The organism is Sutcliffiella horikoshii, from assembly GCF_019931755.1.
Classification (GTDB): domain Bacteria; phylum Bacillota; class Bacilli; order Bacillales; family Bacillaceae_I; genus Sutcliffiella_A; species Sutcliffiella_A horikoshii_E.
The window spans coordinates 3,501,592-3,518,223 of the sequence record NZ_CP082918.1; the positions used below are offsets into that span (position 1 = coordinate 3,501,592).

The 16,632-nt window shown below is 40.0% G+C and carries 13 protein-coding genes; 6 read left to right on the top strand and 7 right to left on the bottom strand.

Annotated elements, in window-relative coordinates; all coding sequences use genetic code 11:
• Window positions 1-41: 41 nt before the first annotated feature.
• Window positions 42-437, top strand: coding sequence for a YuzC family spore coat inner layer protein (locus K7887_RS18020; protein ID WP_223490988.1), 396 nt, complete (start codon window positions 42-44; stop codon window positions 435-437).
• Window positions 438-483: 46 nt separating this feature from the next.
• Here the strand turns inward: K7887_RS18020 and K7887_RS18025 are convergent, their stop codons facing one another.
• The 7 genes from K7887_RS18025 to K7887_RS18055 all read right to left on the bottom strand — a co-directional run bounded on the left by K7887_RS18025 (window position 484) and on the right by K7887_RS18055 (window position 10,792).
• Entirely contained in the window at window positions 484-3,438 is a 2,955-nt protein-coding gene (locus K7887_RS18025; RefSeq protein ID WP_223490990.1) for a carbohydrate binding domain-containing protein, read from the bottom strand.
• A 66-nt stretch (window positions 3,439-3,504) separates the two neighbouring features.
• The gene (locus tag K7887_RS18030; RefSeq protein WP_223490992.1) at window positions 3,505-4,839 is read right to left on the bottom strand and encodes a glycoside hydrolase family 30 protein; all 1,335 of its coding nucleotides are present in this window, start codon (window positions 4,837-4,839) and stop codon (window positions 3,505-3,507) included.
• A gap of 334 nt (window positions 4,840-5,173) precedes the next feature.
• Window positions 5,174-6,505, bottom strand: coding sequence for a GH1 family beta-glucosidase (locus K7887_RS18035; RefSeq protein ID WP_223490994.1), 1,332 nt, complete (start codon window positions 6,503-6,505; stop codon window positions 5,174-5,176).
• A gap of 40 nt (window positions 6,506-6,545) precedes the next feature.
• Window positions 6,546-7,376 (bottom strand): carbohydrate ABC transporter permease, encoded by an 831-nt coding sequence (locus K7887_RS18040; protein WP_010196480.1) that lies wholly within the window; start codon window positions 7,374-7,376, stop codon window positions 6,546-6,548.
• A gap of 12 nt (window positions 7,377-7,388) precedes the next feature.
• Window positions 7,389-8,273 (bottom strand): carbohydrate ABC transporter permease, encoded by an 885-nt coding sequence (locus tag K7887_RS18045; RefSeq protein ID WP_148979094.1) that lies wholly within the window; start codon window positions 8,271-8,273, stop codon window positions 7,389-7,391.
• A gap of 71 nt (window positions 8,274-8,344) precedes the next feature.
• On the bottom strand, window positions 8,345-9,655 hold the full coding sequence (locus K7887_RS18050; protein WP_223490996.1) for an ABC transporter substrate-binding protein: 1,311 nt from the start codon (window positions 9,653-9,655) through the stop codon (window positions 8,345-8,347).
• A gap of 117 nt (window positions 9,656-9,772) precedes the next feature.
• A complete protein-coding gene (locus tag K7887_RS18055) occupies window positions 9,773-10,792 on the bottom strand; it encodes a LacI family DNA-binding transcriptional regulator (RefSeq protein ID WP_223490998.1) in 1,020 nt (339 codons plus the stop codon).
• Between the two features lie 389 nt (window positions 10,793-11,181).
• Between K7887_RS18055 and K7887_RS18060 the strand changes: the two genes are divergently transcribed.
• Genes K7887_RS18060 through K7887_RS18080 form a run of 5 tightly spaced genes read left to right on the top strand, consistent with a single transcriptional unit; the run spans window position 11,182 to window position 16,592 of the window.
• Window positions 11,182-12,048: an ABC transporter ATP-binding protein gene (locus K7887_RS18060; protein ID WP_223491000.1), complete on the top strand. Its 867-nt coding sequence runs from the start codon at window positions 11,182-11,184 to the stop codon at window positions 12,046-12,048.
• A complete protein-coding gene (locus tag K7887_RS18065) occupies window positions 12,045-14,336 on the top strand; it encodes an ABC transporter permease (protein WP_223491002.1) in 2,292 nt (763 codons plus the stop codon). The genes K7887_RS18060 and K7887_RS18065 overlap by 4 nt, the downstream gene beginning before the upstream one ends.
• On the top strand, window positions 14,333-14,941 hold the full coding sequence (locus K7887_RS18070; protein WP_223491004.1) for an RNA polymerase sigma factor: 609 nt from the start codon (window positions 14,333-14,335) through the stop codon (window positions 14,939-14,941). Before K7887_RS18065 ends, K7887_RS18070 begins: the two co-directional genes overlap by 4 nt.
• Window positions 14,892-15,707, top strand: a complete 816-nt coding sequence (locus tag K7887_RS18075) for a hypothetical protein (RefSeq protein WP_223491006.1) — start codon at window positions 14,892-14,894, stop codon at window positions 15,705-15,707. The genes K7887_RS18070 and K7887_RS18075 overlap by 50 nt, the downstream gene beginning before the upstream one ends.
• Before the next feature lie 15 nt (window positions 15,708-15,722).
• Window positions 15,723-16,592 (top strand): ATP-binding cassette domain-containing protein, encoded by an 870-nt coding sequence (locus K7887_RS18080; RefSeq protein WP_223491008.1) that lies wholly within the window; start codon window positions 15,723-15,725, stop codon window positions 16,590-16,592.
• The last annotated feature ends 40 nt before the right edge of the window (window positions 16,593-16,632 follow it).

Sequence of the window (16,632 nt, forward strand, 5' to 3'; positions counted from 1 at the left end):
TACATATAGTACTGTACTGATGAAAAAATGGAGGGTTCGTCATGCATTATTATCCACCCCCTTTCCACCGGCCTGTCTATTATCCTAGAAATGTTTATTTTCCTGTTTATACGCATGGAGTGCCAAGAACATATTTCCGAGTTTACCCTGAAGTGGATCCGACCGTTTTTACTGAATCCGCAGAATCCATGCAGCAATTGATGAAAGAGGCTAGCATCATTTTGCAAAAACTTTCTGAATCTAAAGAGTTCGCTTCGGAAGTAATGCAAGCAGCTCAGGAAGGAAATAAAGAAAAAGTGTCTCAACTTTTACTGTCAACAGGTGTGCATTCTGGTGTGCAAGTGGACTATACTCCGGATGGCATTAATTTGAATATGACGTCGGAAATTGAAGGGAAAGATTGCTGCCATCTGACCATCAGTTTGAGATGGGGATGACAAAAAGGATTACAGGGTGGCCTGTAATCCTTTTTGTTGTTATTGATTATTCAGTTGCAGCATCTGTACCTTCAAGCTGCTCCAGGAAGGCTCTAGCGCCTTTTGCTTCAAGTTTCACTTCTCTAAAGTCGATGTGATGTTTCTTCTTAGAAACGCCATCCATCTTGCCTAAAAAGAACTTTAATCCAAGCTTTGCGTCTTCTGGCTGCTCCAATTCAAACTGGTAGTTGTTCGGTTTTGGACCAATCTTCACTTTTTCTTCAAAGAATCTGTGATAGTAAGGGACGCCATTATCCACTACAACTTCCATATTTCTAGGGTGATTTGATCTTGTTTCCACTTGCAGCTCATAAGTCATTCCTCCTGCAAGCTCAAGATTTTCCTGGAAAAACATGATATCCCAAGGGTTCTCACCTAGGTTTTCTACAGTTACAGTGGCATGTTCGTCCTTTGCTTTCACTTTCGCATTGGATGTATTGTCATCATACTCTCCCTGTACATGTAGATTCCAATGTTCTATGCTAGCAGCAAGCTCACCATTTTTAAGAGGGAACAGCTTCTCTCTTTTCCCTGCAACTTCCACTCTTACATTATCTATGATCACTTGGTGCTCTTCATCAGTAATTTCATTACCTGCTACGTTTCCGAGCAGATATTTAAGACCAAGCTGCTTATCTTCATTAAGCGCTACCTCAAAAGTGTGGGTAGTTGGCTCTGGAGTAAGAGAAATCACCTCTGACAGAGAGCGGTTATACGAACTGTCCTCTAATACCACTTCCATATTTCGTTCCAAGCTGGAAGAAGCATCAAAGGAAACAAGATACGTGTTTCCGCCTTTCATCTGCAGGCCTTCTTGCATGAAGATGACATCCCATGGGTTCCATCCCACATTATTAATCATTGTTACCGCTTTTCCATCTTTCACCTCAAAGCTAGCATCAGAAGGTCCATCATAAATCCCTTGGACATGGTTATTCCAATGTTCAAGACCAAAGTTGAACTTCCCGTTTTTTAGTGGGAAAATATCTTCAAAAGTTAATGCATCTGCACGCAGTTTCTTCGCAAACATGGATACGTTATCCAATGTTATGGATCCTGCATTCCCACCAAATAAAAATACTAGTTTTGCTTCTGAGTCATCTGCATTTTCCGGTTGGAAGCTAAACGTTTTGTTCTCTCCTGTAGAAGAAAGGGAAATAGTCTCCCAGCCGGAATAATTTTCACTTCCGTCTGCATTTACAACAGCAACTTGAATGTCTCGTACCTCTGCAGCACTAGCATCAAAGGATAGTGTATACTCATTGTTGCTCTTTATGGAAATACCTTTTTGTACAAGTTGAACGGAATCAGGCGATCCGTTTTCTTTTACTTCCACCGTCAGTGCTCTTGTATCTTCTTCAACATATGCTTGTGCATTTGCTCCATCTGTTATAAAATTCCAATATGTCATCCGATCCATTCGACCCTGGTCAAAGGTCCCATTATAAATATGGTTGCCATTACGTAGCGGTGGCTTCGCTGCGTCTTCGTTGTATGGATCGATGGCATCTATTTCTTCTACTTTCACATTACCAATCCAAACAGAACTATTATTCAAACCCATATTAAATTCCAGACGGGCTTTCGCATCTGACTCTGCTTGCATTTGATACGTATATTCATAGCTTTGTAGTTCAGGAGTTAAGGCTACCTCATAATTTGGTGAATATAGAGACCAGCCCCGCTCTTCTCCGCCGCTTACTTTAAGATTCATGTTCCTGTTAGAAGCAGCTTTTGCATCAAAGCTAATTTTGTACGTTCTGCCTACTCCTGCAGGTACATTCTGAATCAGCTGAATGGAATGCGGTTGTGAACCGGCTTGACTGATATCAATCTTAGCAAATCCATCTTCCACTGAAGCGCTTCCATTTCCTCCAAAATCATTTAAATGAACAAAGTTCCATCCTTCTTCATTGAATGTTTCCGTTCCATCCTTGATTTCCGTAAATCCATTTTCGTAAGCAGTATCATAAATGTAGTTCCCATTCACAGGTTCTTTAGATCCTTCCGGAAACTCCTCTTTTTCAAAAACAGGCTCTACAGGCTCACGATATTGATGTTCGTCTAATTCATACACTTTTACATAATCCACTTCCATTTTCCCAGGAAACTCAGTGGAATCATCTGGACCTCCACCATACCAGCCTCCGATTGCCAGGTTAAGAATTAGATAAAATTCCTGATCAAAAGGTGCAGGATAAGCAAATTTCGTGCCATTTTCTGCATTAAAACTTGTCCAGTTATTCAGCGTTTGAAAAAGTTCTCCATTAACATACCATCTGATTTCTCCCGGCTCCCACTCTACAGAGTAGACATTGTAATCTGTGATGTCTGAGCCTTCTCCAAAATGATAATCTTTTGCGGTATACGTATTATTCGGCCATTGACTTCCATAATGAATGGCGCCGCCTACTTTATTCAAGTCGCCCCCAGCTGCCTCCATGATATCAATCTCACCTGATGCAGCCCAGCCGCCGTATTTGTCTTCCTCTGGCATCATCCAGAAAGCAGGCCAATATCCTTGTCCGGCAGGCAGTTTGATCTTCGCTTCAAACTTTCCATACTTTTGGTTGAACTTCCCCTTTGTATGAATTTTTCCGGAAGTGTAGTCGTATGTTCCGTGCTCATCCGTAGCAGTTTCATTTTTTCCAGTAAGGACAAGCTTCCCATCCTCAATTGTCACATTATCTTCGGAATAATACTGAAGTTCTTGGTTCCCCCAGCCAGGTACATAGTTACCATCTGGCTGTACAAAGCCATTGCCAGTGTCATAAGACCATTTGGTTTGATCCAATTCTGGATCTTCAAAATTATCTTCCCATACTAACTGCCAATCTTTCTCTCCATCTGCCATTGTCTGATCTACCTCGCCTTTCCCTACAGCATCATTGGAATATGCCGGAGAGTACCCCGTTGTCAGTAAGCATGCTGCCAACATGACCGTGAATCCTTTTTTTAACACATTTCTTCCTCCTCATCCTTTTGTGTTTTTCTTCCTTAGAGTTAGCCCATCACCTCCTCAAAGTAATTAATTGAATACAACTGTCGTAATAGATCTTGCAGGAATAGCTAAGTCCATTCCTTCCCCTTCAAGCTCTATCGACGTTTCTTTATTGGCTTCTGTTTCATTTAAAAGAACGACCGCAATGCTCTTATCTTCATTTTTGAACGCCACAAGTGAAACATCTGCAAGCTCTGTTTCATGAGCAATTCTTTTCGCACCCGGCTTGATGAACTTACTAAAGTGTCCAATATAATAGTAAGAACTGTTGAATTGTACCTCATCTTTTTCTGTGTCTGCTATGATTGGCGCATCACAGTAATTTCCTACATGATTCGGTCCACCTTGCATATCAAGTACAAGATTCCAATCAATGAACCCTTCTAGCCAGTTGTTCATATCCCCGATGATGTTCCTCGCATAGCGCTCCCCTGTATGCCATGCACCAAGCTTTACTCCACCTTCAATACAGCCTTCTGTGAACAATAAATGCTTGTCTGGAAATGCTTCATGTACTTTTGACAGGTTCTCAAATTCCTCTGATACATACCAGTGGTTGCCTGTTCCCCATACATATTTAGCTGCTTCAGGATCGGATAATACGGTTGTTGCTCTCTCCACGATTACATCACGGTTGTGATCCCAAATGATGATCTTTTTATCGCCAAGACCGTTCTTTTCCATGATTGGACCTAAGAAGTTCTTCACAAAATCTCGTTCTTCCTCTGCTGTATAAATACAGGAATCCCACACCTGTGTCGCTTCCGGTTCGTTTTGCACGGAAATCCCCCAAATCGGAACACCTTCCGCTTCCATCGCCTTAATATATTTCACATAATAATTGGCCCATGCTTCCCTGTACTTTTCTATTAATTTGCCCCCATGATTCATTTCACCATTTGTTTTCATCCAAGCTGGCGGACTCCAAGGCGAAGCCAGAATAGTTAACGTTTCTTTCGCTTCCGATTCTGCTTCTTTGATAAATGGAAGGACATATTTCTGCTCTCGTTGGATGTTGAAGGAATCCAGGTTCACATCTCCATCTTCCACGTATGTATAGTTACCAAGAGCAAAATCACTGCTATGGATGGCCGTGCGACCAAGGTTATATCCAAGACCTGTTTCTTTATTGAAATAGGCATTGATTATTGCTTTTTTGTTGGCTTCAGATAGCTGTGACCAATTAAAAGCGGCTGCTTCCGTAAAAGCTCCCCCGAAACCAAGCCACTCTTGATATTGTTGTTCTGGTAAAAGCTTTAACGAAACAGTTTTGTCACCTTTACGTTTCCATTCGATGTTGCTTACTCGTTCCCATGGTCTTCCTGCCTCTTTTTTCGTTTGAATAACCGTTATCTTTCTCATAAAATGACCTCCTATTAGTGAGTTCGTGCCAAAATGGGGGGAGTTGATGCGGAAATCATGTGAGTTCATGCCAAAACGCACCAAGTTCATGCCAAAATCCCCCGAGTTCGTGCCAAAACCATTTTCCCTTTCAAAAAAAACCACTCAATCCTGAGTGGTCAGATGTGTAGATTTTGTCATAAAGGATAAGCAGTCCCAATTTGATCGCAGTGGAAAGCGCGCAGACGCCCGCGGGAGGAAGGGACAGGTGAGACCCCGCAACGGAGTGAGGAGGCTCACGGACCGCCCGCAGGCAAGCGAAGCGCCTGGAACGGTGATCAACAGTTAAATGGGATTATATACTTCTTGAACTAATAATCTCCTGGTATCTCTTTGCACTATCTTTCAAAATTCTTTCTTGCGTTTCAAAATCCACATATACCATGCCAAAACGCTTGTCATAACCAAACGCCCATTCAAAATTATCAAATAAAGACCACAAGAAGTACCCAGCGATATTCATGCCTTCTTCATTCAATTCAGCAACAGCAGTAATATGCTTCTCTACATAATCTTTACGCTCATTATCATGCACACAACCGTCCACAACTACATCGTCATAAGCCGCACCATTTTCCGTGATGTAGATTGGTAGATCGGTATAGTTCTCACGAAGTCCTCTAATCAATTCCTTGAACTCCTGTGGAGAGATATCCCAGCCCATGCCAGTCTTCGGATAGTCAGAGTATGCACCTTTGTTTAGCATTGGAGAACTTGGATCAAACTCCACCAAGGATCTTGCGTAATAGTTGATTCCGAAGAAATCGCATGGTGTTGAGATCGATTCCAAATCGCCTTCTTTAATGAAATCAAAGTTATGAATCAACTTGGAAAACAGATTGATCATATCCATTGGATAAGAACCTTTGAAAATTGGATCTAGGAACCATCTGTTGGCATAGCCGTCTGAATTGTTTCTTGCAATCTGGTCATTGATTGAATCTGTTGGAGCATAAGACGGTGCAAGGTTAAGTGTAATTCCAATCGGTGTAGAAGACCCTAATTTACCTTTTAACAATTTAACCGCTTCACCATGTGAAAGTAGGATATGGTGGGCTGCCTTTACACCTTCTTCAAGATTTGTATGTCCAGGAGCGTGATGTCCAAGGTGGTAGCTCAAGAAGCTTGCACACCATGGTTCATTGTGCGTAATCCAAGAGTAAACTAAGTCATCTAACTCTTCATAGCACTTCTCTGCAAACTCAAGGAACCATGCAACTGACTCGCGGTTTACCCATCCGCCCTGTTCATGCGCCCACATCGGCAGGTCCCAGTGATATAACGTAACCATCGGCTTGATACCTGCATCCAATAGCCCATGAATTAACTTTTTATAGAAGTCCATTCCTTCTTGGTTATAGACGCCTTGTTGCGGGAAAATTCTTGGCCAAGCGATTGATAGACGATAAGAATCTACCCCAAGGCTTTTAATAATATTGATGTCTTCTTCATAACGGTGGTAATGGTCACAAGCTACATCTCCTGTGTCTCCATTCCACACTTTCCCTGGTGTTCTTGAAAAAGTATCCCAGATGGAAGGAGTACGACCTCCTTCATCGTGTGCACCTTCTATTTGGTAGGAGGATGTTGCTGTTCCAAAAATAAAGTCCTTTGAAAAATTTAACATGCCGTTCACCTCTTCTATTAATCTAGTTGCTTATTATTATCTATTCTTTTACAGAACCTGCTGAAATACTGCTAATGATGTATTTGGATAGGAACAAGAAGATGATCATGATTGGTACAACAGATATCGCGATACCTAAGTACATAGAACCTAGATTTTCTGCTACCTTTGATCCTCTCAAGAAGCCCATCATGACAGGTAACGTGTACTTTTCCGGACTGAAAAGAACTACTAAAGGAACGATATAGTTATTCCAAGATCCGATAAAGGTGAAGATACCCATTGTAGCTACTGCCGGCATCATGATAGGTAAGCCGATCGTATGGAAAATTCTTATTTCACTTGCTCCATCCATTCTTGCAGCTTCCAATAATGTTGGATGCAGGGTGGAGACAAGAAATTGTCGTAGGAAGAAAACAACGAATGGACTTGCTATAGCCGGAATGATTAATGGGATATAACTGTCCAATGTACCTAATGTTTTGTTTAAGTCATAGAATCCGATTAGACCTAATTGGCCTGGTACCATCATCAAAATTAAAACGGAAACGAATAGAAAGTTTTTACCTTTGAAGTTATAAATCGCAAACCCATATGCCGTCAGTGCGGAAAAATATGAGCTTAATACAGTTACACAAATTGCTATAAATACACTGTTACCGAATCCTTGCCAGATATTGACGAAACTTATTAGTCTTTCATAGTTTTCCATGATTGCGCTACCTGGTAAAAGAGTGAACCCTTTTTGGAGAATTTCCGAATTGGATCTCGTAGCGTTGATAATCATCATATAAAATGGGATAAAGCTAATAATCGCAAGCAATATTAAAAGCCCGTAGAGGATGCTCTTTACAAAAGTCCTTTTATTCACACTAACTCACTCCTAATCCATGCTTTTGCGGTACATAGCTTTAAATGTTGCAAACGAGAAGATTAACGTAATTAAGAATAATCCGTATGCGACCGCTGCGGCGTATCCATAGTTGTTAAATTTAAATGCCTGGTTGTACATATATAAAACCATTGTGTTTAGAGATCCTTGCGGTGCACCCATACCGTCTGTTAATAACATCGGCAATTCGAAAATCTGCAAGCCGCCAATTAATGAAGTGATCATGATATATAACATAATTGGTTTTAACAATGGCAATGTAATGTGGAACAATGTTTTCCAACGGTTCGCTCCATCAATAAGTGCCGCTTCATAGTAATCCTTTGAAATACCTGAAATACCCGCCATTAATACGATAAATGTATGTCCGAACCACATCCAAGCTCCGATAAGAGCAACAGACCATTTTGCTGTAGTTGGGTCGTTAAGCCAGTTGATTGGCTGAGAAATAATTCCTAAATCCATTAATAAATGATTCAATGTTCCATGATGCCAGCCTAGTAAAATACCAAACAATAAAGCCACCGAGGCGATAGTTATCAAGTTTGGAAGATAAAGTACAGCTCGGAAGAAACCAAGTCCTCTCATCTTCAAGCGAATATCAGAAAACAATATGGCAAGCCCCAATGCTATAAGCATTTGAAAGAAGAAGTTAACTCCCCAAATGTACCAAGTGTTAAAGAATGCTTGTAAAAAGTAGCTGTCAGTAAGTAGTCTTGTATAGTTAGCCAATCCAATAACTTCAGGAACTCCCATACCGGAATAGTTTGTAAAACTATAATAGAAGGTTAGTAGTATTGGATAGATGCTAAATATCCCAAAGACGATGAAAAATGGTAGGATGAACAGATAGCCATAATGATCTTTTTTCTTCAAATCAATCGCCTTCTTTCTTTAAATGATGGGTGGGAGCTAAGTTTTCAGCTCCCACCACATCCTTTGTTGCATTATTCAGGTGTCTTAATATCCGGGTATGCATTTTTCACTAAACGATAGAACTCTTCAATTGCTTCTTCTTTCGTCTTCGTTCCTTCTACATACTCCCCAACCATAGATCCGAAGAATCCGTCAATCTGCTGGTCATATCTTGTTACAGTACCTGGGTTGATGTTTGCAGCTTCTTCTAAGAAAAACGTGTAGTTATTTTGTCCGCCTAAGAATGGCTCTTCGAATTCACCCTTGATCTTTTCTGTAACCGGTAAGTAAGAAAGCACATCTCCAGTTTCTGTTGCCCAATCAGTTAAGAACTCTTCATCATGAGTCATCATTTGAACAAATTTCCACGCTAGGTCTTTATTTTCAGAACCTTTGTAAATTCCTAACCAAGTTCCGCCCCAGAAGTATGGGTTCGGACCGTTTGTTACTGCCCAGTCTCCAACAGTTTCTTCTGTATTTGTTTTTAGAACACTGTGAAGACCCCAAGTTGGTAGTGCATAAGCAAACACTTCTGTTTGATCAGAACTTTCCTCGTTAACTTCTTCCCAACCTGCATTGTAGTTGATTGGCTCATCCATTGCTGCGAACCAAGCAGGAGACCATTCTGGTGCAAATGCAGTTAAATCTTTATCACGTAATTCTTTCGCATAATCGAAGTAGTTGATTCTTCCTTCTGTAAGAACAAGTTCGTTATTTTCGTTAACCCAAGGTTGTGGATCTTGACCTTGTGCAAACCAACGAACAGCTCCTTCATCAGGGAATAGACGGTATCCAGCGGATTTCAATTCTTCTCCGACTTCAAACAAACCGTCCATTGTACTCATTCTTTCGCCGATCTCAGTAGGATCATCAGTACCTAACACTTCTTTAGCAATACTTCTTCTATAGAAGATACCGCCTGGAGTTGTTTGCCAAGATACAGCCTTGATTTTTCCTTCAGAGTCTTTTCCTAGGTCGAATACGTAAGGAATATAGTCATCTTCCCATTCTTGTACGTTATATGGCTCTTGAGAAAGATCTTCCCAATAATCTTGCTCTACCCAGTCTTTAATGAATGCAAGTTCTCCAGTAAATACATCAGGAGCTCCTTGGCCGCTCTCTAATACCGGACGTAAGCGCGTTGGATAATCTTCAATTGGAATAATCGTCAAATCAACCGTTACTCCATTTTCTTCTTTAAATACATTAATTGGTTCTTGTAGCTCATCCGTAAAGGACCATACTGTTAAATCTGCTTTCTTTGAAGAAGAACTGTTGCTGCAGGCAGCCAAAAGGCTGAACGTCATTACTGCAGTAATAAGAATTAAAAGCTTCTTTTTCACAAAAATACCCCCCTGTTTTTTGTTGTAAAGATTTACTAAAGCGCTTTCGATTTTGCGAATAGAATACTAAAGCGCTTTCGTATTATGGATAAAAAGAAGACTTATTTAGTCCCCTCTTCACTCATCAGTTTTAAGTGCCTTACACGATTCCCTGATAATGAGTTCTACTGGGATCGTAACGGCTTTGTTGAGCTTTGTTTTGTCATTGATCTGATCTAGTAATAGATCGGCTGCTGTGGAACCAAGTTGATCCATATTCTGTTTGACTGTGGTTAATGGCGGTGCTATATGTTGGGCAATATCAATATCATCATAACCGATGACAGAAATATCATCTGGTACAGATAATCCTTTTTCCCTGATTGCTTTAATTGCACCAAATGCCATATTATCTCCTGCAGCATAAACTGCCGTTGGAGGATCATCTAGTGATAACAATTCTTTCATCGCTTGCTCTCCACTTTCCATGGAGAAGAATCCACCATTCACAATGTAAGATTTGGGAATATCTAAGTTATGCTTTTTAAGCGCTTTTATAAAACCCTTTAATCTTTCCGTACCTGCATACGTTTCCTGATGTCCGTAAATATGTGCAATCTTTCTGTGCCCAAGCGAGTATAGGTGGTCAACAGCCAACACACTTCCATAGCTATTATCACTATACACAACACTTGACTTGGAGCTATGCATATCAATGATTACGGTAGGTAATGGAGACTCCATAAGCTTTTTCACTTCCGGATCATCGGATATGGAGCAAACTACCACTACGCCATCCACTCCTCTATGGCGGAAATGGTCCAGGTAGCTTTTTTTCTCATTGATGATGTTTCTTGATACAAAAAGCATGTCATAACCAAACTGCTCTGCTCTTTGCTTAAAACTTTCAATCACGGCATTGAAAAAGGGATGTTTAATACCAACACCTAAGTTTTCCATGAAAACCACACCGATTGTCCAAGATTTCTTGGTCATCAATGAGCGGGCATGGGAATTGGGGTAGTACCCCATTTCTTCTACAGCTTCTAATATCTTCTTTTTGGTCTTCTCACTTACATCTGTATAATTGTTTAATACTTTTGAAACAGTTGTAATGGAAAAACCGGTCTTTTTCGCAATATCATAAATAGTTGTCATTGTTTTCCCTCTCTCGAACCGAAAGCGCTTTCGAAAGTAATTATAAAATAGAATGTAAACGCCGTCAATGACTTTTTACAAAGAAATTTCAGAAATATTGCAGAATATTACTGGTAAATCTCCCCTTCTCAAAATTTGCCCGCTAAACCTTAAACCTTTTCCCCTCCATTTCGTTATAATTAGTGAAGGATTTAATAATGAATGTTGTTCTACTTGAGATTGGAGTGCAAGGTGTGAGACTCCAGCGGGGGAGTAACGGTAGCTTGAGACCCCACAGGCGAAGCCGAGGAGGCTCAAGCACCGTCCTCTGGATAAGCGAACACCTGGAACGGAAATCTCAAGAAGTTAAACAAATTTTTCATGCAGTCAAACAGAAAGAAGGATTCACCATGATCGAAATTCGCAATCTATCAAAAACATATAAACAACAAAAAGTGCTCTCTTCCATTAACCTGCGAATTTCCACAGGAATATTCGGTCTCTTAGGTCCTAACGGCGCAGGAAAATCCACACTGATGCGAATCATGGCCACCTTAATGAAACCATCTGCCGGAGACATTCACATCGACTCGATTTCCATCCTTTCACATCCCGAAAAAGTTCGGAGATTGATTGGATACCTGCCACAGCACTTTCATGTCTATCCACAAATGTCCCCGATGGAGATATTAGATTTTGTTGGAGTGATGAAAGGCATTACTAACAAGAAAGAACGCAGAGAACAGATAGAACACTGGCTACACGAGGTGAACCTCACTTCCAAAGCCAATGAAAAGATTAAAACTTTTTCCCATGGAATGAAGCAACGTGTCGGCATCGCCCAAGCGTTTATGGGAAATCCGAAATTAGTTATTTTAGATGAGCCTACTGTAGGATTAGATCCAGAAGAGAAGCTTCGATTTAGAAATCTCTTATCCAAAGAAGGTCTAAACAAAAGTATCCTTCTCTCTACACATGTTGTAACAGATATTGAAAGCAGTTGCTATGAAATAGCGGTATTGAAGAAAGGCGAACTTCTATTAGATGCTACGGTTGAAGAGTTGAAAGAGTTGGCTTGCGGCAAAGTGTGGGAAGGAACTGTTCCATCAGGTTATTTAGAAGATATGGCAGAAGATACAATTCTATGTTCAGAACACCGCGGCAGCACTGTTCATGCACGGGTCTTGGCAGATGAAAAGCCATTTTACGGAGCAAAGATGCTAGAGCCAAGCTTAGAGGATGGTTATCTCGCCTTATTAGGAGGGACTTCCTCATGAGATTTTTAAAACAATTGCAACTAGAGAACCGTTTCCTTCTAAAAAATTGGTTCTTCCTTTTAGCCCCACTGATATATGGGATTAGTATGGCTTTATGGATGTCCAATCAAAATCAAGCAGCTACAAACATTCTGGGACAATATACATCCGGTTTCTTTAAAACGAATAATGAATTCCTTGCAATAGGGCATACCCTTTCCCTTGGAGTATTATTTTTAGCAAGTGTCCTTTCGATTCGCAGAGAGAAACAGACAGTCTTATTGGATTGGACGAATTCCTTGCCCAACTCCTTTTTATCCATTATTCTAGCAAAATTTTTATCCCTTGTTATTTATAGCGGTCTGTTTACTTTATTTTATTTCTTGGTCTTCTTGTGGCAAGGTTCATCCTATGGCAAAGATATGTACTATTTACTAGAGCACGGCTTGACATTCTCGATTCAAAGCCAGTTATCTTATGCTGTCACTATTTCTTTAGGGATGGTATTAGCGGTTCTAATCTCCAACCGAATTGTTTATATTATCGTATTTTGCGCATGGATGTTTGGCACTTTCTTTATGGAAGGATATATTATTCAACGCTATCAATTGCATTTTTTAAAGACGTTTCATCTAAATCAGTTTTTCATGGATGTCTCTCATTCTGAAGATTGGGGGTACCGTATTTCTAGAAAAGAAACCTTGTACTCACAGCTTTTTGTGATGTTCTTCAGTCTTTTTCTATTGGCAATTACGATCATGAAGTCATCCACCAATCGAATCTCATCTTTTGAAAAGAGAAAGTGGACTTTCTTTGGACTTGTAACTGCCCTCACCATTGCTTCCTTTCTTCCTTACGGCTCTTTATGGGCAGACCGTTTAGGGCATTATAATTTTTTGAAAGCAGGTGCTGTGGAGCAGATTGATTCTGAGGATGGAACTCTCCTGGACACAGTAGGGGAATTTTATTACGTGGATAGCTATTCCATTAAGATGGAACGGACCGCAAAGAATTCATTTCACGTAAAGGCAGAGTTGGTTATCCCTAATTTGAAGGATAACACCCCTTTAAACTTTAGTCTGTATCCCTCTTTTGAAGTGGAATCGGTATCTTGGAACGGTGTGAAAACTGACTTTAAAAAGGAACATCATCTCATCACAGTCTCAGACATAGATCAACAAGAATCAAACCGGTTAGAAGTAGAATATACTGGAAGCCTAAACGAATGGGGACAAGTTTACGGAAGGGAAAGGAATTTTACTTTCTTTAAAAAGGAAGATATGTACATTCCATCCTATATAGGTTGGTACCCTTTACCGGGAGATTATCCTATTTATACTCTTTTTGATGCAAATACGGAGGATTACATTCATACGATTGGATTTAATCGCCACATAGAATTGAACCAGGCACTTCCCACTTCCGATTTTCAAGTGGAATTGATTAACTTTGATCATCACGTTTTCAGTACTGCCCATTCTAGTAAAAAAACTGCTGACGGGGTGCAAATATTCACCAGCGAGAATGCTAAAGGCCTAACACTTTTTTCAAATAAAGGACTTGTTGAAAATAGGGGGAATCTCCCTTTTTCTGTTATTGCGCATAAGGAAAACTATCAGATCATACAACAGAAGCTTGGCGATATGGCTGCAATAGAAGATTATTTTCAAAGCTGGCTAGATGAAGAATTTCAAAAAGACTTGAAGCTCGTCTATATCCCATCTCTTGACTATGTCGGGACAGAAACATATAATAGCAACCATTTTGACGAAGCACTCTTCTTTGATGATAGTGTTCAAACATACGTACAGGTTGATGATGGTAAAGTCATTAATAATACGATGATAGATTTAAAATCCAGATTAATGTCGTTTTGGCTGTTCAGACATGAATCTCTAAACCACTATTACGAGGGTTCAGAAGACTCCGTGTTAAGGGGGCTTTTGGAAACATACCTGTTTGTTTTATATAAAGATTATTATAACTTCAAATGGAATGATTTCGAGCAATTCAATGGCACAGATTTCTATTACCTCTCTACTGTCTCTCATATTAACTGGATGAGTTCATCCGATGATATGACCACCCTTGAAAAGTTTGATGAGCTAATGAAATCATACAAGCTTCAATATAATAATCAGGTTGTATTGATGGTGGCAAAGGAATGGGAGAAGGGGAATAAAGAAGAAATAAAAAAATTACTTAAAGAAATATATAAAGATATAAAGACCAATAATAAGGATTCTTTCACTTATGAAGAATGGATGACCTATTGGAATCGTACGTTTGAAAGCGGGGGAATGCGGTGATAAGCGATGAAAGGCTCCTTGAACAAATGGCTGAGGGTGACCAAGCGGCATTCGAAGCATTTGTTCACAGGTATCATGTACCGATACATCAATATACAGAAAGACTATTAAAGGATTCAAAAAAAGCGGAGGATGTCGTCCAAGAAACATTCATCCGCTTGCTGAAACAGCTAAAGTCAAAACAAATACCAACATATCCGAAGGCCTGGCTCTACCGCGTGGCTTCTAACATTTGCAAGGACTACTGGCGAAGTGCTCAGTACCGTTCTGAAGATACGGCAAAAGAAGAAATGCCGATCACGGTGGATCAGCAGGCATCTGTTGTTGAAATATACGAGCGACAGGAAACCAGAAAAGAAATGTTAGCTTCCTTAAAAAGTTTGTCAGAGTCACAACAACAAATCGTTACATTGAGATTTTATGAGGATATGAAATTGAAGGAAATTGCAGATATTCTGGATATACCTTTAGGGACTGTTAAATCCAATTTGTTTCATGCTTTAAAGAAACTTAAAGGGGTATTATCAAAAGAAGCGGAAAAGGAGGCGGAGAAAAATGAAGGAACAACACAATCAAGACCAAGAGCTGTATCAACTAGAAGATGAAATGAAAGAAGTGTTTTCTTCATATGTCGTTAAATCGCCATCCAGTCAGGATACTAAAGCACTACTGGCAGCCTTGCAGCCTACATTCAATGAAATCGGCAGTTCGCCTGAAGAAGAATTTATACAAGAAACTATTCAACCACCAAGCTTCCTTTCGCAGCTAAAAGCACAAATCTCTTTTTATCAATGGCACTTTTGGGTAACCAGTACGCTCATTTTTGTCATGCTGACATTATTTTCATCTAATGCATATGTCACTGAAGCAACACAATTTTACCAGTTTGCCATTCCTTTATCGATGCTGGTTGGTGTGTTCTATACGTACCAAACATGGAATAAACAAATGCGCATAATTGAGAGCATTACACCTTTTCCACCTGCATTGCTATTGTTAAGTCGGATGGTAATCATATTAGCCATGAATATTATTATGGGAATTATAGGCTCCTTTTACCTTAGCTTCAAGGTTCAACACTTTGAGCTGCTTCCCTTTTTGTTAGATTGGATCGCGCCCGCAATGTTGATTTATGGAATGATCGCATATGTCATGATGCGAAAAGGAGTAAAGTTCGGTCTTGCGTTCGGTATAGCAGCATGGATCGTTCTTATGGTTATTGGCGCCATTTATCAGACACATGGATATGCAATAGTCCAGTTTTCACACAGCCAAGTAGCAGGTATACAAACCTTTTTGGTCACTCTTGGCCTATTCCTTCTATTTTTAGCTTACAAAAAAAGCCTGAAACTCCAAACTATGTTTCGTTAATTGAGGCGATGATAAATGATAAGACTAAATAACATTTACTGGAAATACAAACACTTTTCCTTAGAAATCGATGAATTAACCCTTCAACCTGGGATAACGATTCTAGTAGGAAACAACGGGTCTGGAAAGTCTACACTTCTGCATCTCCTTGCAACCGCAACACGGGCGCCGCGGGGGACAATTTATTATCATGATGATACGATGGATACAGACCTTCCTTTAGTTAGAAGTAAAATTGGTTTTGTACCGACAGGAGTGGAACTATATCCTGATTTCACTCCTGTAAAATTATTGATGTATATGGCACAGCTTAAAGGTCTGGGAAAAGAATTTTCCATGCGCCAAATTGAGGAACTGTTGAGTGTTTTTCATCTTGAAGATGTTAAAAAGAAGAAAATCAAAAAACTATCCCAAGGTATGCAACAACGATTGGCGCTGGCACAAGCTTTTCTCGGAAAACCCAGCTACATTTTTTTGGATGAACCTCTTAACTTTCTCGATATTCATGAAAGAAAAAGTCTATTAAACTATGTAGCAAAACTCGCCCCACATTGTGTCATACTTGTAGCTACCCATGAATTGAATGAATGGGGTCCAGTCTGCAATAGAGTTTTATGGATGTATCAAGGAAGAGTTATCTATTCCGGGAGCAAACTAATGTGGAAACAACAACTCCCCTTAAAAGTTTGGACCGGTGAACTACAGGATAGCTTATACGAGAACTTCTCATCCCAACACCTTATCGTTTATGCAGGAAGAGTTAAAGATAAACTGACTGTCCGTTGTGCAAGCAACGTAAAACCTGTATTAGGTTTTGTAGAAGCACAACCAACCATGGAAGATGCTTTCTTTATTAGAAAATATCAAAAAGAAGCTAAAAATTGATAGCTTCTTTTTTTCTTTAAGCTCTGTTAAACCCCGCTGT